This window comes from Streptomyces sp. NPDC043878 (genome assembly GCF_056435735.1).
Map to the genome: position 1 here is coordinate 151,037 of NZ_JBWKDW010000003.1, position 25,285 is coordinate 176,321.

General features: G+C 72.5%; 19 protein-coding genes, 1 pseudogene and 1 riboswitch. Of the genes and pseudogenes, 14 read left to right on the forward strand and 6 right to left on the reverse strand.

From position 1 onward, the window contains the following. Positions 1–276 precede the first annotated feature (276 nt). The 4 genes and pseudogenes from AC07AZ_RS06450 to AC07AZ_RS06465 all read left to right on the forward strand — a co-directional run. Positions 277–1,749 (forward strand): annotated as a pseudogene (locus AC07AZ_RS06450) (lipopolysaccharide biosynthesis protein); the annotation flags it as partial. 300 nt (positions 1,750–2,049) lie between these two features. Continuing rightward, positions 2,050–3,981, forward strand: a complete 1,932-nt coding sequence (locus AC07AZ_RS06455) for a glycosyltransferase (protein WP_478844435.1) — start codon at positions 2,050–2,052, stop codon at positions 3,979–3,981. Continuing rightward, on the forward strand, positions 3,978–4,406 hold the full coding sequence (locus AC07AZ_RS06460) for a hypothetical protein (protein WP_478844437.1): 429 nt from the start codon (positions 3,978–3,980) through the stop codon (positions 4,404–4,406). Before AC07AZ_RS06455 ends, AC07AZ_RS06460 begins: the two co-directional genes overlap by 4 nt. Next, the gene (locus AC07AZ_RS06465; protein WP_478844439.1) at positions 4,346–5,509 is read left to right on the forward strand and encodes a glycosyl hydrolase; all 1,164 of its coding nucleotides are present in this window, start codon (positions 4,346–4,348) and stop codon (positions 5,507–5,509) included. The genes AC07AZ_RS06460 and AC07AZ_RS06465 overlap by 61 nt, the downstream gene beginning before the upstream one ends. Positions 5,510–5,519: 10 nt before the next feature. Here AC07AZ_RS06465 and AC07AZ_RS06470 read toward each other — a convergent pair whose 3' ends face one another. Genes AC07AZ_RS06470 through AC07AZ_RS06480 form a run of 3 tightly spaced genes read right to left on the reverse strand, consistent with a single transcriptional unit; the run spans position 5,520 to position 8,766 of the window. Further along, positions 5,520–6,350 carry a polysaccharide deacetylase family protein gene (locus tag AC07AZ_RS06470; RefSeq protein ID WP_478844441.1) on the reverse strand — a complete coding sequence of 277 codons (831 nt, stop codon included), beginning with the start codon at positions 6,348–6,350 and terminating at the stop codon, positions 5,520–5,522. Further along, entirely contained in the window at positions 6,347–7,636 is a 1,290-nt protein-coding gene (locus AC07AZ_RS06475) for a glycosyltransferase family 2 protein (RefSeq protein WP_478844443.1), read from the reverse strand. The genes AC07AZ_RS06470 and AC07AZ_RS06475 overlap by 4 nt, the downstream gene beginning before the upstream one ends. Before the next feature lie 29 nt (positions 7,637–7,665). Beyond that, entirely contained in the window at positions 7,666–8,766 is a 1,101-nt protein-coding gene (locus AC07AZ_RS06480; RefSeq protein ID WP_478844445.1) for a GNAT family N-acetyltransferase, read from the reverse strand. A gap of 459 nt (positions 8,767–9,225) precedes the next feature. On the opposite strand from AC07AZ_RS06480, the gene AC07AZ_RS06485 reads away from it, so the two are divergent. Then, positions 9,226–9,984, forward strand: coding sequence for a hypothetical protein (locus AC07AZ_RS06485; protein ID WP_478844447.1), 759 nt, complete (start codon positions 9,226–9,228; stop codon positions 9,982–9,984). On the opposite strand, the gene AC07AZ_RS06490 is transcribed toward AC07AZ_RS06485, so the two are convergent. Together AC07AZ_RS06490 and AC07AZ_RS06495 are read right to left on the reverse strand one after the other, a co-directional pair. Then, entirely contained in the window at positions 9,985–11,151 is a 1,167-nt protein-coding gene (locus AC07AZ_RS06490) for a glycoside hydrolase family 53 protein (protein ID WP_478844449.1), read from the reverse strand. 296 nt (positions 11,152–11,447) lie between these two features. Continuing rightward, the gene (locus AC07AZ_RS06495; RefSeq protein WP_478844451.1) at positions 11,448–13,448 is read right to left on the reverse strand and encodes a beta-galactosidase; all 2,001 of its coding nucleotides are present in this window, start codon (positions 13,446–13,448) and stop codon (positions 11,448–11,450) included. A gap of 279 nt (positions 13,449–13,727) precedes the next feature. On the opposite strand from AC07AZ_RS06495, the gene AC07AZ_RS06500 reads away from it, so the two are divergent. The 5 genes from AC07AZ_RS06500 (at position 13,728) to AC07AZ_RS06520 (ending at position 19,027) form a co-directional block, all read left to right on the forward strand. Next, positions 13,728–15,062 (forward strand): ABC transporter substrate-binding protein, encoded by a 1,335-nt coding sequence (locus AC07AZ_RS06500; protein ID WP_478844453.1) that lies wholly within the window; start codon positions 13,728–13,730, stop codon positions 15,060–15,062. Next, a complete protein-coding gene (locus tag AC07AZ_RS06505; RefSeq protein WP_478844455.1) occupies positions 15,059–16,054 on the forward strand; it encodes a carbohydrate ABC transporter permease in 996 nt (331 codons plus the stop codon). The genes AC07AZ_RS06500 and AC07AZ_RS06505 overlap by 4 nt, the downstream gene beginning before the upstream one ends. Continuing rightward, positions 16,051–16,929 carry a carbohydrate ABC transporter permease gene (locus AC07AZ_RS06510; RefSeq protein ID WP_478844457.1) on the forward strand — a complete coding sequence of 293 codons (879 nt, stop codon included), beginning with the start codon at positions 16,051–16,053 and terminating at the stop codon, positions 16,927–16,929. Before AC07AZ_RS06505 ends, AC07AZ_RS06510 begins: the two co-directional genes overlap by 4 nt. A 39-nt stretch (positions 16,930–16,968) precedes the next feature. Continuing rightward, complete coding sequence (locus AC07AZ_RS06515; protein ID WP_478844459.1) at positions 16,969–17,997, forward strand: LacI family DNA-binding transcriptional regulator; 1,029 nt, start codon at positions 16,969–16,971, stop codon at positions 17,995–17,997. A gap of 196 nt (positions 17,998–18,193) precedes the next feature. After that, positions 18,194–19,027 (forward strand): HAD family hydrolase, encoded by an 834-nt coding sequence (locus tag AC07AZ_RS06520; RefSeq protein WP_478844461.1) that lies wholly within the window; start codon positions 18,194–18,196, stop codon positions 19,025–19,027. 71 nt (positions 19,028–19,098) lie between these two features. Here the strand turns inward: AC07AZ_RS06520 and AC07AZ_RS06525 are convergent, their stop codons facing one another. Next, on the reverse strand, positions 19,099–19,581 hold the full coding sequence (locus tag AC07AZ_RS06525) for a transglycosylase SLT domain-containing protein (protein ID WP_478844463.1): 483 nt from the start codon (positions 19,579–19,581) through the stop codon (positions 19,099–19,101). A 2-nt stretch (positions 19,582–19,583) separates the two neighbouring features. Continuing rightward, positions 19,584–19,752: riboswitch (cyclic di-AMP (ydaO/yuaA leader) on the reverse strand. 1,012 nt (positions 19,753–20,764) lie between these two features. Here AC07AZ_RS06525 and AC07AZ_RS06530 point away from each other — a divergent pair. The 4 genes from AC07AZ_RS06530 to AC07AZ_RS06545 all read left to right on the forward strand — a co-directional run bounded on the left by AC07AZ_RS06530 (position 20,765) and on the right by AC07AZ_RS06545 (position 25,198). Continuing rightward, positions 20,765–21,775, forward strand: a complete 1,011-nt coding sequence (locus tag AC07AZ_RS06530) for a polyprenyl synthetase family protein (protein ID WP_478844465.1) — start codon at positions 20,765–20,767, stop codon at positions 21,773–21,775. A 277-nt stretch (positions 21,776–22,052) separates the two neighbouring features. Continuing rightward, positions 22,053–23,273, forward strand: coding sequence for a LolA family protein (locus tag AC07AZ_RS06535; RefSeq protein ID WP_478844467.1), 1,221 nt, complete (start codon positions 22,053–22,055; stop codon positions 23,271–23,273). Between the two features lie 46 nt (positions 23,274–23,319). Beyond that, entirely contained in the window at positions 23,320–24,294 is a 975-nt protein-coding gene (locus tag AC07AZ_RS06540; protein ID WP_478844469.1) for an ABC transporter ATP-binding protein, read from the forward strand. Beyond that, a complete protein-coding gene (locus AC07AZ_RS06545) occupies positions 24,281–25,198 on the forward strand; it encodes an ABC transporter permease (RefSeq protein ID WP_478844471.1) in 918 nt (305 codons plus the stop codon). The genes AC07AZ_RS06540 and AC07AZ_RS06545 overlap by 14 nt, the downstream gene beginning before the upstream one ends. The last annotated feature ends 87 nt before the right edge of the window (positions 25,199–25,285 follow it).

Consider the following 25,285-nt stretch of genomic DNA (forward strand, 5'->3'; position numbering starts at 1 on the left):
AACGGCCGGGGGGCCGGCAGCGGGTCCGGAGCCGGCAGCGGGCGGGGGGCCGGAAACGGCCGGGAGACCGGGAGCGGCCGGGGGGCCGGGAGCGGGCGGGGGGCCGGAAACGGCCGGGAGACCGGCAGCGGGTCCGGAGCCGGCAGCGGGCGGGGGGCCGGAAACGGCCGGGAGACCGGGAGCGGCCAGGGGGCCGGCAGCGGGCCCGGAGCCGGGAGCGGCAGCGGGTCCGGAGCCGGGGGCCGGCGCGGGTCCGGGAAGGGGGGCCGGTCCGACGCCGACTCGATGTTCAAGAACGCCTACTTCCTCATGCTCAGCACCGGCGTCTCCGCCGTGCTCGGGCTCGGCTTCTGGCTGGTGGCGGCGCGCTTCTACTCGGAGGAGGCCGTCGGCCAGGGCTCCGCCGCCATCGCCGCGATGAGGCTGCTCGCCAGCATCACGGCGACGACGATGATCGGCGCGGTGGTGCGTTTCGTGCCGCGGGCGGGCCGCGCGACCGGTGCGCTGGTGTGGCGGGCGTACGCGGCCAGTTCGGTGGTCGTCGTGATGGCCGCGGTCGTCTTCCTGCTCACGCTCGGCAAGTGGGGACCGTCGTACGCGCCGCTCGGCACGCCCGCCGCGGGGGCGCTGTTCGTCGCGGCCTGCGTGGCGTGGGCGCTGCTCACCCTCCAGGACGGTGTCCTGACCGGGCTGCGCAGGGCCGAGTGGGTGCCGGCCGGGAACGCGGTGTTCTCCCTCGGCAAGCTGATCCTGCTGATCGTGTTCGCCACCGCCCTGCCGGTGCTGGGCATCTTCGTGTCCTGGGCCGTCGCGATCGCCTTCTCCACCCTGCCGCTGGGCTGGTTGATCTTCCGCCGGCTCATCCCGCGTCAGGCCGCGGCGGACCGGCACCTGGAGCCGCCCGGCACGCGGGAGATGGGGCGTTTCCTGGCGGGGGACTCGCTCGGGGCGCTGTTCAGCCTGGCGATGATCAACCTGCTGCCGGTGATGGTCGCGGTCCGGTTCAGCGCGGCGGACAACGGCTTCTTCTACGTGGCCTACACCGTCGGCGGCACGATGGAGTTCATGGCCATCAACATGGCCTCCTCGCTCACCGCGCACGCCTCGCACGACCCGCGCCGCCTCGCCGACGGAGTGCGGGGGGCGCTGCGCCGGATGACGCTGCTGCTGGTGCCGGTGATCCTGGTCCTGGTGGTCCTCGCTCCGCGGATCCTCGCGCCGTTCAGCGCGGACTACTCCGCGCACGGTTCGACCGTGCTGCGGCTGCTGGCCGTCGGCGCGCTGCCCCGGGTGGCGGTGGAGCTGTACATCGGGGTGCTGCGGGTCCAGGGGCGCACCGGGGTGCTCGCCGTGCTCCAGGGCGCCATGTGCACGCTGGTGCTGGGCGGCGCGGCCGTCCTGTTCGCGCCGACGGGCATCGACGGCGCCGGGTGGGCGGTCGTCGGCAGCATGACGCTGATGGCCCTCGTGTCCGTCCCCGGCCTGCGCGCGGCGCTGCGCGGCACCGGCCACCCGCCCACCGACCGGGCCCCGGCCCCCGTGTACGGCACCCGCTGGGCCGAGCTCAACGCCACCGCCGGCTACGGCACGAACTGGGCCCGCCGGGCGGCGTACGCGCGGGGGGAGTCCGGCGAGGACACGGCCACGCCGTTCGTCGGGCGCCCGGGGCGCGAGCGGGCGGCGTCGGAGGTGGACACCCCGGCCCTGACCGTCCGCGGGCAGCCCGCCGCGAAGGGCGTCGAACCGGCGGAGAGACCGAATGGCACCTGATCCGCCGGCACCTGATCCGCGGGTGATTCAAGGGACTGAGCGAAGACCGGTCGAGGCACCGGCCGGAGCACCGAAGGCGAGCGGTCGAGCCGGCCGTGCTGCCGACCAGAGCCGCAAGGGGGGAACAGCGTGCGTCCGCCAGCAAGTTCACGGGAGCGGTCCGAACCGGAACGGGTGCCGGGGCACGAGCCGTCCGCCGGGTGGACCGCCACCGTCCGGCTCCCGCGGAAGGCCTCCGACCGCTCCTCGCCCCAGTCGCGCGGGCCCACCGACGCGTTCATGACGGACTTCTCGGGCGCCGCGGATCTCTCCGACCTGCCCGCCTGGCCGGCCCGGCGTCTGCCCGTCCCGTGGCCGGTTCTCCCGTTGCCGGCCGCGCTCGCGCTGTGGGCGTACGCGGTGGCGCACACCGACGTCTCCGGCCTCGACGACTTCGGACTCGTCTCCGCGCTGCACCCGACGTTCTGGCTCGCCCTGACCGTTCTCACCTCGGGCTTCTGGTTCACCGTCCGCGACCCCCGGCGCCGCGACGCCTGGTCGCTCGCGTACGTGCTCGGGCTGCTCGTGATGGAACGGGCCACGCAGGCCGTCCTCTACCCGACCCCGCTGTACGCCTGGGCCTGGAAGCACGAAGGGGTCATCGACCACCTGCTGACGTCGGGCGGGCTGCAGACCTCGAAGGAACTCGGGGACATGGCGGTGTACGACCAGTGGCCGGGCTTCTTCGCCGCGCAGGCCGCTCTGGTACGGCTGATGGGCGTCGACTCGGCCGCGGCGTACATGGCCTGGTGGCCGCTCCTGTCCAGCCTGGTGCTGCTGCTGCCTCTGCTGCTGATCTACCGCACGTTCACCGCGGACCGGCGGCTGATCTGGACCGCGGTGTGGATCTTCTACGTCGCGAACTGGGTGGGGCAGGACTACTTCTCCCCGCAGTCCCTGGCGTTCGCCCTGCACCTGGGGGTGCTGGCCGTGGTGCTGCGCCGCTACGGCCGTGACGGCGGGCCGGCGGGCCGGCAGCGGACCGCCGTGTGGACGGTGGTGATCACCGTGATGATCGTGGCGATCGTCATCTCGCACCAGCTCACCCCGGGCATGCTGCTCGTCTCCCTGGCCGCGCTGTGCCTCACCCGCCGCTACCGCGGCCGGGTGCCGCTGGTCACGACGCTGGCGATCTTCCTCGCCTGGTGCCTCACGGCCGCGCTGCCCTTCCTGTCCGCCGCGCTGCCCGACATGATCCGCTCGGTCGGCGACGTCGGCGGCAACGTCTCGACCGGCTACGGCGCGACCCCGACCGGCACCGGAGCGGTGACGACCTCCTGGGTGGCCCGGCTGCTGTCGGGCTCGGTGCTCCTGCTCGCCCTGGCCGGGGTGCTCCGCCAGCGCGTGCTGCGCCACCGCGCCCTGCCCCTGCTGCTGCTCGCGGCCGCCCCGCTGCCGATGTTCGCGGCCAGCAGCTACGGCGACGAAATGATCTTCCGGGTGCTCATGTTCATGCTGCCCGGCGCCTGCTTCTTCGCCGCCGCGGCGCTACTGCCGAAGGTACGCACCCTGGCCGCCGAGGCGGCAGCACGCGACACCCGGGCGCGGGCCACGGCAGCGGAGCGGGCGCGAACCGCCGCCGGAGGACGGGCGCGAACCGCCGCCGGAGGCGGGAGAAAGGACGCGGGCGAGCCCCGGGGCAACGGTGTCAGCGGCATGCCCCGGCGGTTCGACCTCTCCGCCAAGCGGTACGGCACCTGGGTGCCGTTGCTCGCGCTGCTCGCCGCGACGCTCGCGTTCGTGCCGAGTTACTCGGGCAAGGACCGGATGAGCTACTTCCCGCCACGGGAGGTCGCCCTCGTGCGGGCGCTGTTCGAGCGGGCGCCCGCGGGCTCCCTGGTCGTCGCCGCCGACCGTAACTACCCCCTCGCCTACGCCTCGTACTGGAGTGTCGACCACTACTGGTTCCTGGAGGACGCCCGGCACCACGTCGACCGGATCCTGCGGGACCCGGCCGGCACGCTCGCCCGCGACATGTCCGTGGTCGAGCCGCCGGGCCGCGCCTACTTCCTGCTCACCGAGGGCCAGGTGGCGGACTCGGAGATGAACGGACTGCTCACCGGCGCCCAGTTGGCGCGGATCCAGCGCTCGGTGGCCGCCTCCCCGCGCTTCGAACTGGTGGAGCGCAACAGCGCCGGATCGGTGTACGTGCTGAGGGGGACCGGCCGATGACACCGCGGGAACTCGTGATCCGTCTGCTGCCCCCGTCCGCCGGCTGGCTGGCCCTCGCCGCCCTCGCGCTGCCGGACGGGTCACCGCCGCGGGTCGCCGCGGTCGTCGTCTTCCTGGCCGCGGGCCCGGGTGCGGCCGTCGTCAGGATCAGCGCCGCCGCGCTGGACTCGCGGCCCGCCCAAGGCCCCGCCGACCGGCCGGACCCCGACTTCGAACGGCACTCCGTCCTGCTGGAGCGGCTGATGCTGGTCGTCCTCGTGAGCGTCGGTGTCGTGCTGCTCGTCGCGACGGCGCTGATCGCCGGCCACGCGTTCAGCGGGCGGCGCGTGCTGCTGACGCTCACCGTGCTGACCACGCTCGCCGCGTGCTGCCCACCGCTGCGCGCCTCCCCGGCGGCCAGGACACGAAAGGGTTCCGCTCGGTGAGGGCCGCCCGCCCCACGTCCGGCCGCCGGCGCCTGCTGCTGAGTGCCTCCGCCGTGGTGTGCGCGGTGCTGGTGGCCGTCCTCGTCCTGCGCGACGCGTCCGGGCCGCGGGGGCCGGGCTCCGGGACGGTCGCGGGCCCAAGATCCAGGGCCTCCGCGCCCGGCGGCGACTGCCGGCCCACGGCCCTGCTCGAACCGCCCTGCGGCGCGTGGTTCGGCGCGTTCGTGCCGCACGGCGAGCACGACCTCCCCCAGAAGGTCCGCGCCTACGAGAAGCACGTGGGCCGCAGGCTCGACATCGTGTACACCTACCACGACATGTCCCGCGGGGAGGGCGCCCGCCGGGAGGGCCGGCTGCTCACCGCGGACGAACAGGCCGTCGGCCGGGACCGCATGCTGCTGCTGTCCTGGGAGAGCAAGTGGTGGGGCGGCACCGAACGGCAGCAGCCGACCTGGAAGCAGATCGCGGCCGGTGACCTGGACAGCACCGTCATCGACGTCCAGGCCGAGCGCGTCAGGGACTACGGGCGGCGCACGGGGAAGAAGGTGTTCCTCTCCTTCGACCTGGAGATGGACACGCGGACGCCGGCCAGCGGCAGCCCGGAGGACTACGTCGCGGCGTACCGCCACATCCACGACCGGTTCGCCGAGCTGGGTGTCCGCGACGTCGTGTGGACCTGGATCATCACCGGCTACCTGGAGCACGCCGGCCTGTTCGAGCGGCTCTACCCCGGCGACGCGTACGTCGACTGGATCGGCTACAACCAGTACAACTACTACCGCTGCCACCAGGCCGACTGGCTGTCCTTCGAGCAGACGCAGACCGCCACGCACGCCTGGATCCGCGCGCACCTCTCCGACGACAAGCCGCTCATGCTGTCCGAGTTCGGCACGGCCGCCGACCCGTCGGATCCGCACCGGCAGGCCGGCTGGTACGCGCAGGTGCCCCGGGTGCTCAAGAACCTGGACGGCGTGAAGGCCGCGCTGCAGTGGAACTACCGTGACCCGGGGCCGTACTGCGATCTGGCGGTCGTGAACGCCGACGCCTGGGCCGGACTGCGCGGGGCGGTCTCGGACCCGTACCTCAACCAGCCGCTCCCCTGACCGGGCCGGCTCAGCCCGCGAACCCGGGCCCGAGCAGGGTCGCCCGGGCCCGCCGGTACCAGCGCCACGCGACCGTCCTCGGCGCGTCCCGGAACGGGGCGGTACGGACGCCGGTTCCCGCCAGCCAGCCCTCGACGTCGGCGAGCGTGTGGCCGCGCCGGACGATGAGCCGGGCGATGCGGTGGCGCTCGTCCCGGCCCGAGCTGAGCGCGTGCCGCACGGCGGTCGCCGTCTCGTACCCGGCGTCGGCGGACATGGCCCGCACCCGCGCGCTGTTGTAGCCGTGCGGATAGGCGAGATGCCGGACGGGATGACCGAGCGCGTCCTCCAACACGGCCTTCGACGTGCGCAGTTCGTACGCAAGGTCCTTCGCGGACAGGGTGTCCAGCTGCGCGTGGGTCACCGTGTGGCTGCCGACCTCCATGCCGTGGCGCTCCAGCTCCGCCACCCGGTCCAGGGTCATCATCGGCGCCGGCGGCAGCAGGCTGTGCCCACCCGGGGCGAGGGCACCGGTGGTGAGATACGCGGTGGCGGGCAGCGCGCGAGCGGCCAGCGCCTCCGCGGTGGACCCGGCCAGGTCGGCGAACCCGTCGTCGAAGGTGAGCAGCACGGGCCGGTGCGGCAACGGTGCCCGTCCCGCGAGGTGGTCGGCGAGCGCCCCGATCGTGACGGGCGTACGGCCGCTGCCGACGACGGCGTCGAGATGGGCCGCGAACTGCCTCGGCGTGACGGTGAACTCGGCGATCCAGTCCGGTGGTTCGTCCATCACGGCGTGATAGAGGAGGACCGGGACACCGGGTTGCCCACCACCGGAACGGGAGCCGTCCTCCGGCGTCGTCATGCCGTCCCCCGGCCGGTCGGGCGCAGGGCGCGGCGGGCGCGGAGGTAGCCGACCGGGCCGTACAGCATGCCCCTGCGCTGGAGCCGGGAGAGGCGGCCCGGCCAGGGGTGGGAGCGGGCGCCGTGTCCGCCCGGTGCGTCTGCGCCGCCCGCCGCCTCCCGTGCCGCGGTCAGGGCGCGGGCGTACGCGAGACCGCGCGGTAGCCGTGCGAGGAACGCGGGCAGCAGGGCGGGGCGGCGGACGAGGACCGCCGTCAGGTACGCGGTGAGGCCGGCGCCGTAGCCGTACGCCTGGGTCTCCAGGTCCCGCCAGGTGTCCCGGTGGTGGTGCCACACCAGCGCCCCCGGGGTGTAGCGCAACCGGTGGCCCTCGGCGAGGACGCGGACGAACCCGTAGAGGTCGTCACCGCCCCGGGCGGGCGTGCCGGCGCCGGTCGCCGGGTCGAAGCCGCCGACGTCCCGCAGCACCCGCGTACGGAAGGCCATGTTCGCGCCGGAGCCGAAGCGCCCGGCGGTGAACGGGAACAGCGGCTCCCCGGCGGGCGGGTCCGCGGGGTCGTAGACGCGCGGCTCGAAGCCCTTCGCGAAGCCGCCGTGGCTCTCCAGCAGCACCTGGGCGGGGGTGTTCAGCCGGGCCGGCAGGATCAGGCCGGTGGCGCAGCCGAGGCCGGGGTCGGCGGCGAACGGCGCGGTCAGCTCGGTGAGCCAGCGCGGGTCCGCGACCACGTCGTCGTCGGTGAAGGCGATCACCTCGCCGAGCGCGGAGGCGAGGCCCCGGTTGTGGGCGACGGCCAGTCCGGGGACGGGTTCGCGCAGGTAGCGCACCCGCTCGCCGTACTTCCGCTCGACCAGGTCGCGGGTCTCGGCCGTCACCGGCGCGTTGTCGACGACGAGGATCTCGAACCCGGGGTGGTCCTGGGCGAGCAGCGAGTCGAGCGCGCGGGCGAGCTGCCCGGCCCGCTCCCGGGTGGCGACGACGACGGTCGTGTACGGCGGCGCGGACGCCTCCGGCCGGCCTTCTTCCACGGTCCCGCCGAACACGGCCCGGACCCGCTCCCCGAGCACGGCCAGCGGTTCGGCACCCTCGGGCACCCGCCCGAGCAGCGTGCCGACGGGCCGCCCCCCGCTCCTGACCAGCACGAACACCTCACCGGCCGTCACGGGCGGGCTTCCCGGTCCGGGTCTGAGCGACACCTCCTCCCCGCCGACGTCCACCTCGGCGACCTGCACGGCCTCGATGCTCAGGAACCGCCGTGTCTCCTCCTGCGCGCGCGATGTGCGGGACATACGCCCTCCCCCTGGTGTCCCTGCGTTCCCTACGGCCGGCGCAGCCTGCCCACGCCCTTCAGCGTCCGTGCGGCGACGGCGGCGAGCCGTGGCCGGCTGCGCACGAAGTGGTGCGCCCGCCGGGAGGGCTCCACACCGAGCCAGGTCAGCGCGGCCCCCACCCCGGGACGCGTCACCGCCCCCTCGTACACGGGCAGTTCGCCCGTCCTGAGGGAGTCCTTGTACTCGGCGGCCCCCCGGCCGAGGTCGAGCGTCCCCACACCGGCGGCGGCCGCCGCCTCCGCCATCCGCAGATGCAGCACCAGCCCCGGCGAGAACCTCGCGAACTCCTGGTCGTACGACGGGAACCAGCAGGCCAGCACGGTCGCGGAACGCAGCCCGAAGTGGGCGGCGACCGGCCGGTCACCGGCGTACAGCACCGACAGGGTGCCCGCGCACTCCCGCTCCCGCGTCTCGTGCAGCCTGTGCACGAGCCGGGTGATCCACTCCTGCGTGAACCGGTCGCGGCGGCCCGTCCTGCGGTACTGCGCGGACTTCCACTCCATCAGGGTGCGCAGCGCGGCCGGTTCGCGTTCGTCGAACACGAACCGCACCTCACCGACCTGGCGGCCGAGCCTGCGTTCCTTGGCGAGCGTGGTCTTCAGGAACTTCGGCGACCGGACGCGCAGCAGCGCCTCGTAGGCCGGATACCCCTTCTCCACGTCGATGACGAAGGTGGCGTACCGCGCGGCGGCGTGCGGCACGAACAGGTCCTGCTCCGCCTCCAGGTTGTCGAAGGCGAGACTCGACAGGGAGCAGGCCCGCAGCAGTTCACCGGCGTCGAGCGCGAGGCCCGGCGGCAGCACCGCGCCCTGGCAGTCGGACACGCCGAGCGCGAGCGCCCGCCCCTGCCCCAGGCGCCCCCGCTCGTGCGCCAGGAATCCGGCCGCCGCGTTCCCGTCGTACACCACCGCGATCCGCGTCCGCGGCCGCACCCGGCCCACGGCGTCGGCGAACTCCGGTTCCATGAACGGGTTGCGCGGCTGCCCCGACCTGGCGCGCACCTCGCGCCACCGCTCCCTTTCCCCCGCCCCGAGCTCCTCGGGCCTCAGCACACGAATGCGCTCACGAATGCGCCCACCACTCACCATGACCCCCCGATCAGGTCCCCCCTCGGACACCCTTGGACGGTACCGCCGGGGCGGGCCCACCGGTAGGTACCGGACCATCCTGTGTCCAACCGGTGCAGAGGGTCGCAGATGGGCCACGGGTGGGGCCGCAGGTGGGTCGCGGATGGGCCACGCGTGGGGCAGCAGGTGGGGCGCGGATGGGCCACGGGGGCTGTGGAGGGGCCGCGGGCGGGTCTTGCGGCTGGGCCGCGGGCGGGCACGGGCGGGTTGCGGAGGGGCCGCTGGTGGGTCGCGGATGGGCTGCTGAAGGCCCGCGAAGAACCAGCCCCGCCACCAGCCCGGGCCCCCAGGGCAGCCCCCCGCTGCCTTCCGGCGGGCAGGGTCTGCCCGGAAGGGCCTTCGGATCGGCGCCGAGCCGGGCTATAAGGGAGCCGATGGCAGGCCCGGCCACGCCGGGCGCCCCCGTGAAAGGTGTTGCCCTTGCGCGCCCAGAAGTCGGACGAGCCGCGGCACGTCTCCACCGTGCCGCTCCGGCCCGCCGGTTCGGTGCGCGGCCCCTCCGCCCCCCTGCTCACCCTTCAGCGCAGTGCGGGCAACGCGGCCGTCGCCCGCGCCCTGGAGCAGGGGGCCGCCGTGCAGCGTGCCCCGCTGACCACCGACCAGCCTCTCGTGGAGTCCGCGGAGGGGCTGGCCGCCCAGCACCCCGCGCGGTTCCTGGAGGTCGTCTTCGACGGGCTGCGGGTGGACGAGTTCCGCTTCCGCAAGGGCGACCAGGGCAACCTCGGCCTGAACATGATCTCCGAGTGGGTCACCGTGCCCCTGGACGACGGGGGCCGGCTGGCGGTGCACCTCAACTGCATGGTGCGGGCCTCCCAGTTGCAGGGCGGGACGATGCGCCTGCACGTCGCCCAGTTCCACCTCACCGCCCGCTCGACCGCCACCCAGCGGACCATCGACGCGCACGGCCCCTCCGCGGCGACGGCCGGCGCCAGTGTCCACCTCAACACCTCCACCGCGCAGTGGGGCCGCCCCGACAACCTCAAGGCCCTGGCCGCCGAGGTCGCGGCCAACGGCGGCCAGAGCGCGCTCATCGAGGGGCTCGCCCGGAAGGAGGGCTACTCGCACCCCTATGTGGTGAGCCTGGTGCAGGACTTCAAGAACACGGTGCACCACGCCATCCAGCTCCGGCTCGGCCCGACGAACGTCGAGTGGAGCGGCGACGCGACCTTCTCCGCCTGATCAGCCCCGGTACGACCCGAGGGTCCTCAGCCCCGGCAGCGCCCTGTCCCGGAAGTCGAACAGCGCGAGGTTCTCCCACGCGTTGCCGGACGCCCGGTCGGTGGGGTCCCAGCCGGCGCCGGCGCGGTAGGTCCACACGCCCTCCCAGTAGCAGTAGCCCAGACCCCGTTCGTCCGGGACGGCGGCGGCGAGGTCGGCGACCTCGCGCAGCCAGGCGGCCTGGCCCTCGGGGGTGGCGGGGAAGCCCTCGGTGAGCTGCGAGGGGCTGTTCATGATGTCGTTGGTCGCGTCCTCGCTCTCCAGCGTGAACGGGTACGCGGTCTCGGCGATCACGCACGGTTTGCCGTAACGGGCCGTGATGTCGGCCATGTTCGCGGCGGCCTGCTCCACCGGGCCGTGCCAGAAGGGGTAGTAGGACAGGCCGATGACGTCGAAGTCGACGCCGTGGGAGACCGCGTTGTCGAACCACCAGCGGTACAGCCCGTTGTCACCGCCGTTGGCCAGGTGGAGGATCGTGCGGACGCGCGGGGTGGTGTCGCGGGCGGCCCGGAGTCCGGCCTTGAGGAACGCGGCGAGGTTGTCCCAGTGGTCCCAGTCGCCGGTGGGCCAGAGCATGCCGCCGTTGAGCTCGTTGCCGATCTGCACCAGGTCGGCCGGGGTGCCCTGGCGTCCGAGCGCGCCGAGGACGTCGGCGGTGTGGTCGTAGACCGCCCGGGTCAGCCCGGCCACGTCCAGGTCGTTCCAGGCGGCGGGCTTGGTCTGGTGGCCCGGGTCGGTCCAGGTGTCGGAGTAGTGGAAGTCGACCCAGATGCCGATGCCGGCCCGCTTCAGGCGCCGGGCCAGCCGGAGGACGTGCTCCTTGTCGTTGTAGCCGTCGGCCGGGTCGACCCACACCTTGAGACGGGCGTGGGTGACGCCGGCGTCGGCGAGGAGACGGATCGCGTCGGCCCGGCAGCCGTCGGGGCGGCGGTAGACGGCGCCGAGGTCCTCGTTCCTGGGCAGCGAGGAGATGTCCATCCCGCGGATCTCCAGGCGGCGGGGACGGGGGCGGGCCGCGGCGCCGCCGGCCGTGGTGCTCGCGGCGGCGGGTGCCGCACCCAGGACGGGCCCCGCCAGCGCGGCTGCGCCGGCGATACCGGCGGCGGTGACAACAGTGCGTCTACGCATCTCAGAATCCCTTCACGGTGGACATCACAGGGCGATCGGTCATTCGGGGGGCCGTGGGCAAGCGGAAACGGCGAGCGAGACGGCAGGCGGACGGTCAGCGAAACGCCAAGCGCCAAGCGCCAAGCGCCAAGCGGCGAGTGGCGAGCGGTAAGCGGCAAGGCCAAGCCGAAACGCCGAGCGGCAAGCGGTAAGCGGTAACGGCAAGCGGCAACGCCAGGCGCGGCGCCGAGCGGAAGCGGCAGACACAAGCAGCGCACAGGTCAGCCTGCTCGCCCGTTCCGCACGGGCACCCGCCCTCAGCGCGGCTCGCGGAACACCTCGACCCCGCCCGCCGGGACGGCGGCCCGGGTGCCGTCCGGGAGCACCACCTTCACCTCGGTGCCGGTGTGGTTGAGGGCGAACCGGAAGACGCCCGACTGGCCCTCCCGTACGACGAGTTCGACGTCCCGGGGCAGGTCGGCGGGGGTGATGCCGGCGTCCGCGAGGGCCAGGTCGACGACGGCCGCCAGGTCGGCGCCGGTCAGCCGGGTCGCCAGGTACCAGGCGGCGCCGTCGCCGAGCGGGTGCCGGGTCAGCGCGGGGTGTCCGGCCGTACGGCCGTCGGCGAAGGCGGCCACGACCTGGCAGTCGTCGCCGGGCACGACGTACTCGGACCACAGGTCGGCCGCGTACGTCTCGCCGGCGGTGGTGCGGACGGTGACCGTCTCGCCGGGCAGCAGCGGGTCGAACTCCTCGACGGTCAGGCCGAGTACGTCCCGCAGGGGCCCGGGATAGGGGCCGGTGTGCACGGCGTCGTGCTCGTCGACGATGCCGGAGAAGAAGGAGACGAGGAGCGTGCCGCCGCGGGCGACGTACCGTTCCAGGTCGGCGGCGACCCCCGCCGGCGCCGAGTACAACTGCGGGACGACGAGCAGGGGGTGGCGCTCGGGGTCGACGCGGGACAGGGCGGCCGGTGCCACGAAGTCGACGGTGAGGTGGCGGTCGTAGAGCGCCTCGTAGAACGCGTCGAGGCGTTCGCGGGCGTCCAGGTCCTGGCTGGGGCGCCACTCCAGGTCCTGCGCCCACCAGGACTCCCAGGACCAGACCATGGCCACGTCGGCGCGGGTGCGGGTGCCGCGCAGGTCGGCGAGGCCGGCCACCCGGCGGCCGAGGTCCGTCACCTCCCGCCAGACCCGGGTGCCGGTTCCGCTGTGCGGCAGCATCGCCGAGTGGAACTTCTCGGCGCCGCGACGGGACTGGCGCCACTGGAAGAACAGGGCGCCCTCGGAGCCGCGGGCCAGGTGGCCGAGGGAGTTGCGGGCCATCTGGCCCGGTGTCTTGGCGGGGTTGTGCGGCTGCCAGTTGACGCCGGAGGTGGAGTGTTCCAGCAGCAGCCAGGGCGCGCCGCCCGCGACCGAGCGGGTGAGGTCGGCGGCGAGGGCCAGGTTGACGTGGGTGCGGCGGCCGTCGGTGATCAGATAGTGGTCGTTGGTGACGAGGTCGACCTCGCGGCCCCAGGCCCAGTAGTCGATGCCCTGGCACTGGCTGGGCGCGACCATGAAGTTCGTGGTCACCGGAACACCGGGGGACAGGCGGTGCAGGATGTCCCGCTCGGCGGTGAAGTTGGCGCGGGCGGCCGCGTCGGCGAAGCGCCGGTAGTCCAGTTCCTGGGCGGGGTTGACGACGGTGGGTGTGGCGCGGGGCGGGGTGATCTCCTCCCAGTCGCCGTAGAGCTGGCCCCAGAAGGCGGTGCCCCACGCCTCGTTGAGGTTCTCCGTGCTGCCGTAACGCTCACGCAGCCAGGTCCGGAAGGCGGCGGCGCAGTTGTCGCAGTAGCAGGCCAGCACGGGAGCGCCGTACTCGTTGTGGACGTGCCACAGCACGACGGCCGGGTGGCTGCCGTAGCGCTCGGCGATCCGGGTGGTGATCGTCGCGGCGGCGGCCCGGTAGTCGGGGTTGGAGTGGCAGATGGCGCCGCGTGAGCCGAAGGCGAGGCGGACGCCCTCCCGGGTGAGGGGCAGTGCCTCGGGGTGGGCCCGGTAGAACCAGGCGGGCGGCACCACGGTGGGTGTGGCCAGGTCCACGGAGATGCCGGCCTCGTGCAGCAGGCCGATGACGTGGTCGAGCCACTCCCAGTCGTACGTGCCCGGCCGGGGCTCGATCCGGGACCAGGCGAAGATGCCGAGCGAGACCAGCGTGACGCCGGCCTCCCGCATCAGCCGTACGTCCTCCTCCCACACCTCCTGCGGCCACTGCTCGGGGTTGTAGTCGCCCCCGAAGGCGAGTGGCAGACGGTCGTGCGGGGCGTCGGAGGGCATGTGGTGGCTCCCAGGTGGATCGGCAGGATGATGCCTGAAGTTCCCGTATTTCTGTGATCGTGCACAGAGCTTGGCACGGCTGGCATCCGTGAGCAACAAGTAGGTAACCCGACGCTTTCACCATTGACAAGGGGTGGAAACAATTCTCTACTGTGCACGATCACAGAGCCGCGCGGCCCTCGCGCACAGCCTCTCGGTCACGTGCCCGCAGCCTCATCCCCCACGGCGGCTGCCGCGTACGCGGGACACACCGAGGCCGGCTCTTCTCAGTCAGGGGAGATGAAGATGTCGATCCACAGCCGCCGGATCAGCAGGCGCACCATGCTCGCCGGGGCCACCGCCCTCGGCCTGACCGGCACCCTCGCCGCCTGCGGCGGTTCCGACGACGACTCCGGCGAGAGCAGCGGGCCGGTGAAGCTGACCTACTGGTCGTGGGCGCCGAACATGGACAAGGTCGCCGCGATCTGGAACAAGAAGAACCCGGACATCACCGTCACGGTGTCCAAGCAGGCCAGCGGCGGTGAGATCGTCTCCAAGCTGATCACCGCGAAGAAGGCCGGCCACGCGCCCGACCTGATCCAGGTCGAGTACCAGTCCCTGCCGACCCTGGTCTCCAACGACGTCCTCGCCGACATATCCAAGTACGTCGGCGACGCCAAGTCCGACTTCTCGGACGGCCTGTGGAAGATGGTCACCCTCGGCACCGACGCCCTCTACGCACTGCCGCAGGACTCGGCGCCGCTGATGTTCTACTACCGCGAGGACCTGTTCAAGAAGCACGGTCTGTCCGTGCCGAAGACCTGGACCGAGTTCGCCGAGGTGGCGCGCGCCGCCAGGAAGGCCGTCCCGGACGCCTACCTGACCACCTTCTCCGCCAACGACCCGGGCCTGTTCGCGGGCCTCTCCCAGCAGGCCGGCGGCAAGTGGTGGACGGTCGACGGCAGCGGCAAGTGGACGGTCGCCATCGACGACGCCGGCACGAAGAAGGTCGCCGAGTTCTGGGGCGGCCTGGTGCAGGAGGGCGTCATCGACAACCAGCCCATGTACACCCCCGCCTGGAACAACGCCCTGAACAAGGGCACCCACCTCGCCTGGGTCTCCGCCGTGTGGGCGCCCGGTGTGCTGGTGGGCTCCGCCCCCGACACCAAGGGCAAGTGGCGCATGGCCCCGCTGCCGCAGTGGAAGTCGGGCGAGAACGTCACCGGCAGCTGGGGCGGCTCCTCCACCGGCGTCTCCACCGACTCCAAGCACGCCGAGGCCGCGGCGAAGTTCGCCCGCTGGATCAACACCGACCCGGAGGCGCTGGCCGCCCTGGTCAAGTACCCCTCGGTCTACCCGGCCGCCACCAAGGGCCAGTCCGGCGACGTCCTCAAGACGCCCGAGTTCTTCTCGAACCAGGCGGACTTCTACACCACCGCCGCCGCGATCGCCGCCACCACGGCGCCCTCCGCCTGGGGCCCGAACGTCCAGGTCGCCTACAACACCTTCATCGACGGCTTCGGCAAGGCCACCAAGGCCAAGAAGGAGGCCCAGTTCACCTCCGCCCTCAGCGGCGTGCAGTCGAAGACCTTCGCCGACATGAAGAAGCAGGGCTTCGAGGTGACCGAGGCATGACCAGCGCCCCGCTCAAGGGCTCCGACCGCATCACGGTCGGGCCCTTGGCGGACGGCACCGGCACCGCCCAGTCCGTCCGCCCCAGCCGCCCCCGCCGCCGTGGCCGCAGCGCACCGTACTGGTTCCTGGTGCCGACCCTGGTCCTGTTCGCCGCCTTCACCGTCGTCCCCATCGGGTACGCGATCTGGCTGAGCCTGCACAGGGTCAAGGTCAAGGGCATCGGACTCGGCAAGGGCGCCCGCGAACAGGTCTGGAACGGCTTCGGCAACTACGCCGACGTCCTCAAGGACACCGAGTTCGGCCACAGCGTGCTCCGCGCGTTCGGCTACGGCCTCATCGTCGTACCGACCATGCTCGGCCTGGCCCTGGTCTTCGCGCTGATGCTGGACACCCCGAAGGCGCGCAGCGCCAAGTTCGCACGGCTGGCGATCTTCCTGCCGTACGGGGTGCCGGGCATCATCGCGGCCCTGATGTGGGGCTTCCTGTACCTGCCGGCCGTCAGCCCCTTCTACTACCTGCTGAACAAGTTCGGCCTGCCGCAGCCGGACCTGTTCGACGGCGGAAACCTCTACCTCTCCTTCGCGAACATCGCGGTCTGGGGCGGCACCGGCTTCAACATGATCGTCATCTACACCGCGCTCAAGGCGATCCCGCAGGAGATCTACGAGGCGGCGCGGATCGACGGCGCGTCGGACCTGCACATCGCCCTGAAGATCAAGATCCCGATCGTGATGCCCTCGCTGGTGCTCACCCTCTTCTTCTCCGTGATCGCCACCCTCCAGGTCTTCACCGAGCCCATGGCCCTGAGACCGCTGACCAACGGCCTGTCCCACACGTGGAGCCCGCTGATGGCCATCTACGACAGCGCCTTCCTGCAGTCCGACATCTACGGCGCCTCCGCCACCGCGGTCGTCCTGGCCCTGGCCACGTTCGTCGTCTCCTTCACCCTGCTGCGCGTCTCCGACCGCTACACCCGGGAGGACCGGGCATGACCCCCCTCACTCTCACCGCCGACGCCACCGGCAGGACCCGCGGTGCCCGGCGCACCGCCTGGATCCCCACCCTCGTGCTGATCCTCGGCGCCCTGTACTGCCTGGTCCCCGTGGTCTGGGTGGTCCTCGCGGCGACCAAGGACCGGTCGGAGCTGTTCTCCACCTTCACCTTCTCCCCCGGCAGCGGCCTCCTCGACAACCTGAAGGACCTGACCGACTACCGGGACGGCATCTACTGGCAGTGGATGGCCAACTCCGCCTTCTACGCGGGCTTCGGCGCCCTGCTGTCCACCGCGGTCTCCGCCGCCGGCGGCTACGCGCTCGGCCGGTACTCCTTCCGCGGGCGGGAGTTCGTCTTCAAGTTGATCCTGGCCGGGGTCCTGGTGCCGAGCGTCGTGCTGGCGGTCCCGCAGTACCTGCTGCTGTCGAAGACGGGCATGGCCGACTCGTACTGGTCGATGCTGCTGCCGTCGATCCTCTCCCCGTACGGCGTCTACCTGGTCCGCATCTACGCGGCCGCCTCGGTGCCCGCCGAACTCATGGAGGCCGCCCGCATGGACGGCGCCTCCGAGTGGCGGATCTTCTCGCGGATCGCGGTGCCGATGATGATGCCGGGCCTCATCACGGTGTTCCTGTTCCAGTTCGTCGGCATCTGGAACAACTTCCTGCTGCCGTACGTGATGCTCGCCGACGACACCAAGTTCCCGCTCACCCTCGGCCTCTACACCCTGCTGGCCCAGGGCGCCTCGCAGCCCGCCCTCTACACCCTGGTCATCACCGGCTGTCTGCTCGCGATCCTCCCGCTGATCGCGCTGTTCCTGGTGATCCAGCGGTTCTGGTCGCTGGACCTGCTGAGCGGCTCGATCAAGTCCTGAGGGCCGTATGACCCTTGCGTACCGTCACGAACGAGGAACATGACCACCAGCGCGAACGGACGCCGCAGGCCGCCCACCATCCACGACGTGGCGCGGGAGGCGGGCGTGTCGCGGGGCACCGTCTCCCGCTTCCTGAACGGCGGCCACTACGTCTCGCCCGCCGCGGGCCGGGCCGTGGAGGCCGCCATCAGGAAGACGGGGTACGTCGTCAACCGGCACGCCCGCAGCCTGAGCACCGGACGCTCCGACTCGGTGGCCTTCCTCCTCACCGAGCCGCAGGAGAAGTTCTTCGAGGACCCCAACTTCAACGTGCTGCTGCGCGGCTGCACCGAACACCTCGCCCGGCACGACGTCCCGCTGCTGCTGATGCTGGCCTCCTCCCGCGACGACCGCCGCCGGCTGACCCGCTACATCACCTCCGGCCACGTCGACGGCGTCCTGCTGGTGTCCAGCCACAGCGGTGACCCGGTCGCCGCCGAACTGCGCGCCGCCGGCATCCCGTTGGTGGCCTGTGGCAAACCGCTCGGCCTCGGCTCCAAGGTCAGCTACGTGGCCGCCGACGACCGCGACGGCGCCCGCGAGATGGTCCGCCACCTCCTCGCCACCGGCCGCCGCCGGATCGCCATGATCACCGGCCCGCTCGACACCCCGGGCGGCACCGACCGGCTGGCCGGCTACCGCGAGGTGCTCGCCGAGGCGGGCCTGCCCTACGACGAGACGCTGGTCGTCGAGGGCGACTACCGGCGCACCGGCGGCGAGCAGGCGGCCCGGCTGCTGCTGAAGCGGGCCCCCGACCTGGACGCGGTGTTCGTCGCCTCCGACCTCATGGCCCAGGGAGTCGTCAACACGCTTCAGCAGGAGGGCCGTTCGGTCCCCGATGACATCGCTGTCGGAGGCTTCGACGACTCCCCGGCGGCCACCGCCATCGCCCCCGCCCTCACCACCATGCGCCAGCCCTTCGACCGGATCAGCGCGGAGATGGTCCGGATGCTCCTCGCCCAGATCGCCGGCGAGGACACGGCGGGCGTGATCCTGCCGACGGAACTGGTGGTCCGGGAGTCCGCGTAGGCCGGTTCCGACCGTTCCCGGTGGGCGTCCGACGCCGGGGACCGCCCGGGGCCGTAACCGCCGAACCGCTCAACTCCCGGCATCCGGCGAGCAGTAACGGACACCCGGCAACCGGAACTCGGGTCAACGCATGTGAAACCAGGAGCCGTCCGGTTCGAGTCGAGTCGCCGGGGCGTTCCATCCGTATTCTCTGATCATGGCCGCTCCCACCGCGTATTCACTGATCGCCACCGACCTGGACGGAACCCTGCTCCGCGGCGACGACACCCTCTCCGAACGGTCGCTCGCCGCGCTCGCCCGCCTGGCGTCGGCCGGTGCCCGGCATCTGGTGGTGACCGGCCGCCCGGCGCCCAGGGTGCGGCCCCTGCTCGACGACCTCGGCAGTACGGGGCTCGCGGTGTGCGGACAGGGCGCGCAGGTGTACGACGCCGGAGCGGACCGTCTGCTGTGGTCCGTCACCCTGGACCGGGAGCTGGCCGAGACCGCCCTCGGCAAGATCGAGGCCGAGGTCGGGCAGGTGTACGCGGCGGTCGACCAGGACGGCGTCGACGGCCTCACGCTCATCGAGCCCGGCTACCTGATGCCGCACCCGACCCTCCCGGCGCTCCGGGTCGAGCGGCGCGACGACCTGTGGTGCGAGCCCATCAGCAAGGTGCTGCTGCGCCACCCCTACCTGAGCGACGACGAGTTGGCGGCGACGGCGCGGTCGGTGGCCGGTTCCCTGGCCACGGTCACCATGTCCGGACCCGGCACCGTCGAACTCCAGCCATGCGGCGTCACCAAGGCCACCGGTCTCGCCCTGGCGGCGGAACACCTGGGCCTCGGCCCGGACCGGACCATCGCCTTCGGTGACATGCCCAACGACATCCCCATGTTCGACTGGGCGGCCCGCGGGGTGGCGATGGCCAACGCCCACCCCGAACTGCGGTCGGTGGCCGACGAGGTCACCACGTCGAACGAGGACGACGGCGTGGCCGTCGTCCTCGAACGTCTCTTCCCCGGGCCCCGGAGGGCCTGGCGGCCGGTCTGATCCGCCGATCGGACCGGAGGCCGGCGGCACCGGCGCCCCGGCGCCGGGGCGCCGGCCCTCACGGGCAGTGCTCAGTACGCCCCGAAGACGTTGTCGATCGAGCCGTACCGCGCGGCCGCGTAGTTGCAGGCGGCGGTGATGTTCGCGACCGGGTCGTAGGAGTTCCACGAGGTACCGGCGACGTGGTAGGCCCGGAACGTCGGGTCGATGACCTGGAGCAGGCCCTTGGACGGGATGCCCGCGGCCGCGTTGGAGTCCCACAGGTTGATGGCGTAGGGGTTGCCGGAGGACTCGCGGATGACGTTGCGGTAGATGCCGTTGTACGACCCCGGAATGCCGTGCTGGGCCATGACGGTCAGCGAGGCACGGATCCAGCCGTCCAGGTTGTTGGCGTACCCCAGCGTGGAGGCGGTGGTCACCGTCGGGGTGGCGGCGGAGGCGGTGCTCGCGCCGATGACCGGGAGGGCCAGTACGGCGGCTCCGGTGCCGATGACGGCGAGCCTGCGGGCGAGACGGGCGGTTCTGGTACGTCGGTGCTGAGCGGCAGCGGGCATGACTGTGTCCTCTCCGGCGCCTGCGAGGTGAGCTGTCGGGTTCGGGCGGGAGCTGCCCGGCCACGCCCTGACGGACGTGACTTCACCCCCAGCCGTACCGGTTTGTCCTGGAACTTCCGGTGCGGCGACTTACCTGGGTCCCCCGCTCCTGCCGTGCGGTGTCTTCGTCGATGGGTCTCGGTTCGGGCGGCGGCAGGATTAGGCGTCCACCCGACAGGCCGGGAACGTATGCGAGAGCACATGTCCGGAACAAGTGCCGGAATCGCCATTCGAGCGTTTGACCTTGGTCTGGGGCGTATGGGGTACTTGATCCTTTGCGGATGCCAACTCTCAACTCGCTTTCACTTCAAGGCGGTACGGGCGACGGTGGCGCGGGAGGGGGTCCGGGTGTGCGTGACCCAACTCACGGGCGCGAACAAGTCGCGCAATTCGGGCAATAGGGCTAACTCGTGGTCAACCGGCCGCCGGGGAAATCCACTTCCGTGAGTGCGGGGGAGGGATGGCTGGGGCTGTCCTGTCGGGCGGGTGCGCGTGGGTGGGTGGGTGGGTGGGTCGGTGCGGTCGGCGTGCGGGCCGGTGCGCGGATCCGGCTGCGGGGCCGGCGCGCAGGGCTGTCGGGCGGCCCGGCGCTGGGGGTCACCTTCCGGTGCCGGAACCATCGGGCGGCCCGGCACTGGAAGGGGGCCTCCAGGTGAAAGGGCCCCCGAGGTGGAACGGGACCCCCGGCGCGGCGCCCCTGGCCCATCGCCCCCGTACGCGATTCCGGTGTGCCGGGGTGGGCGACCGTAGGGGAGGTGAAGGTGACGGGCGACGCGGGGGAGTCGGCGGCGATGGCGCGGGGCCCCGGGAGGGGGACACGCGGGGCCTGGTGGGCCGTCCCGTGCTCAGGGGCGTGGGGATACTGCAGGCGAGGGGCCGCAGAGTGTTTCCGGCCGCGCGGGCCGATGGGCCCGGCGGCCGTCGCGATTGGTGACAGATGCGACTAATTTCAGCTAACCCGACAGATATCAGTCCTTATCGAGTGATCAAAAACATTCCGGTCGTGATCCCATACCGCCTGGCCTGGAACCGTGGGCGCTATCGGTGATCGAAACGTGACCGGATACGCTGACTTGAGTGAGCGCAGCGACCTATCGACAAACCGTGTGATCGCCAGTGGACACCAGCAGACAGGAGACCCCTCGTGACCGTCGTCGGGCCGTTCGGGCTGAGCGTGCGGGACCAGGCTCTGGAAGCCGATGTCCAGGCCGGGATGGCGGCCGTCGAGGAGGGGCTGCTCGAAGCCACCAAGAGCGAGGTCCCCTTCATCACGGAGGCCGCCCAGCACCTGGTGCGCGCGGGCGGCAAACGTTTCCGGCCACTGCTCGTGATGCTCGCCGCGCAGTTCGGTGACCGGTACGCGCCGGGGATCGTGCCGTCCGCGGTCGTGGTGGAGCTGACCCACCTGGCGACGCTGTACCACGACGACGTCATGGACGAGGCCGACGTGCGGCGCGGGGTGCCCAGCGCGAACGCCCGCTGGGGCAACTCGGTCGCCGTCCTCACCGGTGACTTCCTGTTCGCCCGGGCCTCGCACATCCTGGCCGACCTCGGGCCCGAGGCGGTCCGGGTCCAGGCGGAGGCGTTCGAGCGCCTGGTGACCGGCCAGATCCTGGAGACGGCCGGTCCGACCGACGGGCGCGACCCGGTCGAGCACTACCTCGACGTCCTCGGCGGCAAGACGGGCTCACTGGTGGCCGTGTCCTGCCGTTTCGGCGCCATGATGTCGGGCGCCGACGAGACGGTCGTCGACGTGCTCACCCAGTACGGCGAGCGGCTCGGGGTCGCCTTCCAGCTGGCGGACGACGTGCTGGACATCGCCTCCGACTCCCACGAGTCGGGCAAGACCCCGGGCACGGACCTGCGCGAGGGCATCCCGACCATGCCGGTGCTGCGGCTGCGCGAGCGGGCGGCCCGGCTGGGCCTCGCCGAGGACCTCGCCCTGTGCGAGCTCCTCGACTCCGACCTGACCGACGACGAGCGGCACGCCGAGGCACTGGCCGGGCTCCGCGCCCATCCCGCGCTGGAGCAGGCCCGCAAGGACACCGTGCGCTACGCCCAGGAGGCCCGCGCGGCGCTGGCCCCGCTGCGGGAGTGCGACGCGAAGGCGGCGCTGCTGGAGCTGTGCGACGCGGTGGTCCACCGGGCGGGCTAGCCGCCCCGCCCCGCCTCCCGCGGCAGTCGCCTCAGGGCGGTGTCTCCTCCCAACCCCTACGGGTCGGGGGAGGCACCGCCCTCTCGCGTCATACCCCAGGCGTACGCGGAGTTGAGTCCGGGGGCTGACGCATCAGCGCGGCCGATTTGGTCAGATGGACACCACGGACATCACCACTCCTCACCGATTCGGGTGAGAATGGCGGCTCAGGGTGGGACGAGTGCGAGGACGAGACGAGCAACAGGCAGCCGCCGCCGACGACGGAGGTAAGGCACACATGGCACCGTACGAATCCGAGGACAGCGCGAACGCCGGAGAGGCCGACGACCTGCGCGCGGGTCGCCGCAAGGCCGCCCGGTACATCGTCCCGGTCACCGTGGTGGGGGTGGCGGCGGCGACCATCGGGCTCGTGCCCGCTCTCGCCGATTCCGGCGACCCCAGCCTGCCGAAGATCAGCGCACAGCAACTCATCGAGAAGATCGCCGCGTCGGACGTGCAGCAGCTGTCCGGCACGGTGAAGATCACCACCGATCTGGGACTGCCCGACCTCGGCGGCCTGGAGAGCGGGCTGCTCTCCGGCGCCACGCGGCAGGGCGACGGCGGTTCGGCCGCCGACCCGTCGGCGAAACTGACGGAACTCGCCGCCGGCACGCACACCCTGCGCGTCGCGGCCGACGGCCCCGACCGGCAGAAGCTGTCGGTCCTGGAGAACGCCGCCGAGTACAGCCTGATCCACGACGGCAAGGACGTCTGGGGCTACGACAGCAAGTCCGACGAGGTCTACCACGCCACCGCGCCCGACAGCGCCGGCGCGCGGCAGAAGCAGAAGGTCCCCGCCACGCCCAAGGACCTCACCGACGAGGCCCTCAAGTCGGTCGACGACACCACCTCGGTCGCCGTCGACGGCACCGCGCAGGTCGCCGGCCGGGACGCCTACCGTCTGGTGATCAAGCCGAGGCAGTCCGGCTCGACCGTCGGCGCGATCAGCGTGGCCGTGGACGCGAAGACCGGCCTGCCGCTGAAGTTCACGCTGACCCCGGCCGCCGGTGGCGCGGCCGTGGTAGACGCGGGCTTCACGCAGGTCAGCTTCGCCAGGCCGGCCGCGTCCACCTTCGACTTCACCCCGCCCAAGGGCGCCAAGGTCACCGAGGGCGACAAGGCCGCCCCCGGCGGACCCGCGCACGTCCCCGGCGGCGGGAAGTCCGCGGGGGGCCTGTCCGAGGGCAAGGGCCTGGACGGCCTGAAGGTCATCGGCGAGGGCTGGAACTCGGTCGCCACGTTCGACACGGGCGGCGGGAAACTGCCGACGGGCTCCTCCGCCGGCGGCGACCTCGGCGGCTTCCTCGGCTCGCTCGGCGACCACGTGACCGGCAAGTTCGGCTCGGGCACCGTCTTCTCCACCCGCCTGGTCAACGCCCTGGCCACGGACGACGGCAAGCTCTACGTCGGCGCGGTCACCAGGGACGCACTGGTGAAGGCGGCCGACGCCGGGAAGTAGACACCGTACGCACCCACCGGGGGCGTACGACGGAACGAGGGAGCCGATGGACGCACCGTCCGTCACGGAGCCGGACACCGAGGGCGCGGGCGACAGCGTGATCGCCACCCGCGCGCTCACCAAGCGCTACCGCGGCGGGCAGCTCGCCGTCGACGGTCTCGACCTGACCGTCCCGGCGGGCAGCGTCTTCGGCTTCCTCGGCCCCAACGGCTCCGGCAAGACCACCACCATCCGCATGCTCATGGGCCTGATCGAGCCCACCTCGGGCACGGCCCGCGTCCTGGGCCGCCCCATGCCCCGCTCCACCCGCGCCGTCCTGCCCCACGTCGGCGCGCTCATCGAGGGCCCCGCGCTCTACGGCTTCCTCTCCGGCCGCGACAACCTGACGCGCTACGACTCCGCCGACCCGACCGCCGACCCCCGCACCCGGCGCGCCCGCGTCGCCTCGGCGCTGGACCGCGTGGGCCTCGCGGCGGCCGCGGGCAAGAAGGCGAAGGCGTACTCCCTGGGCATGAAGCAGCGCCTGGGGCTCGCCGCGGCACTGCTCCAGCCGCGCAGGCTCCTCGTGCTCGACGAGCCGACCAACGGCCTCGACCCGCAGGGCATGCGGGAGATCCGCTCCCTGGTCCGCGAACTCGCCTCGGACGGCACGACCGTCTTCCTCTCCTCCCACCTGCTCGACGAGATCGAGCAGGTCTGCACCCACGCCGCGGTCATGACCCGGGGACGGCTGGTCACCCAGGGTCCGGTCGCGGACCTGGCGGCGGGCACCCGCGGCCGGCTCGTCGTCACCACGCCCGACACCGGGGACGCGGCCCGGGTGCTGAAGGAACAGGGCGCCGCCGACGTCGTCGTCGGCGACGGCCGGGTGACCGCCGACCCGCCGGACCGTGATCCGGCCGACCTGAACTCCGCGCTGGTGGCCGCCGGCGTCCGCGTCCGCGGCTTCGGCGTCGAACGCGCCTCGCTGGAGGACGCGTTCGTCGCCCTGACCGGGGAGGGCTTCGATGTCGCGGGCTGACGTGACGCGCGAGACGCGCGAGGGGCAGGACCCGCCCGTCGCGGCCGAGGCGGCGGGCCGCAGGCCCGGCCCGTTGTGGACGCTCGGACTGCTGCGCAGCGAACTGCTGACGACCTTCCGCCGCTGGCGCACCCTCGCCCTGCTGGCGGTGCTGGCCGCCGTGCCCGTCCTGGTCGGGATCGCCGTGAAGATCGAGACGAGCGACGGCTCGTCGGCCGGCGGAGGCGGCGAGGGACCGGCGTTCATCTCGCAGATCACCAACAACGGCCTGTTCCTCGTCTTCACCGCGCTGGCCGCGACGCTCCCGTTCTTCCTGCCGATGGCGATCGGCGTCGTCGCGGGTGACGCCATCGCCGGCGAGGCCAACGCGGGCACCCTGCGCTACCTCCTGGTCGCCCCCGCGGGCCGCACCCGCCTCCTGCTCACCAAGTACGCGACCGTGCTGACCTTCTGCCTGGTCGCCACGCTGGTGGTGGCGCTCTCCGCGCTGACCGTCGGCGCGCTGCTGTTCCCGCTCGGCGACCTGACCACCATCTCCGGCACCCGGATCGGCTTCGCCGACGGCCTCGGCCGGGCCCTGCTGATCGCCCTCGTCGTCGCCGCGTCACTGATCGGGGTGGCGGCCCTCGGCCTGTTCGTCTCCACGCTGACCAACAGCGGCGTCGCGGCCATGGCGACCACGGTGGGCCTGCTGATCACCGTGCAGATCCTCGACCAGTTCCCGCAGCTGCACGCCCTCCAGCCGTACTTCTTCTCCCACTACTGGCTGTCCTTCGCGGACCTGATGCGTGACCCCGTCTACTGGGACGACCTGGTGAAGAACCTCGGCGTCCAGGCCCTGTACGCGGCGGTGTTCGGGTCGGCGGCCTGGGCCCGGTTCACGGCGAAGGACATCACCGCGTAGCCGCCCGCGCGGAGGTTCCTGGAACGAGCCTGTGACGCCACAGTGACCTGGGAACCGTGAGTGAGCGGAGAGACTCACAGGACGCGT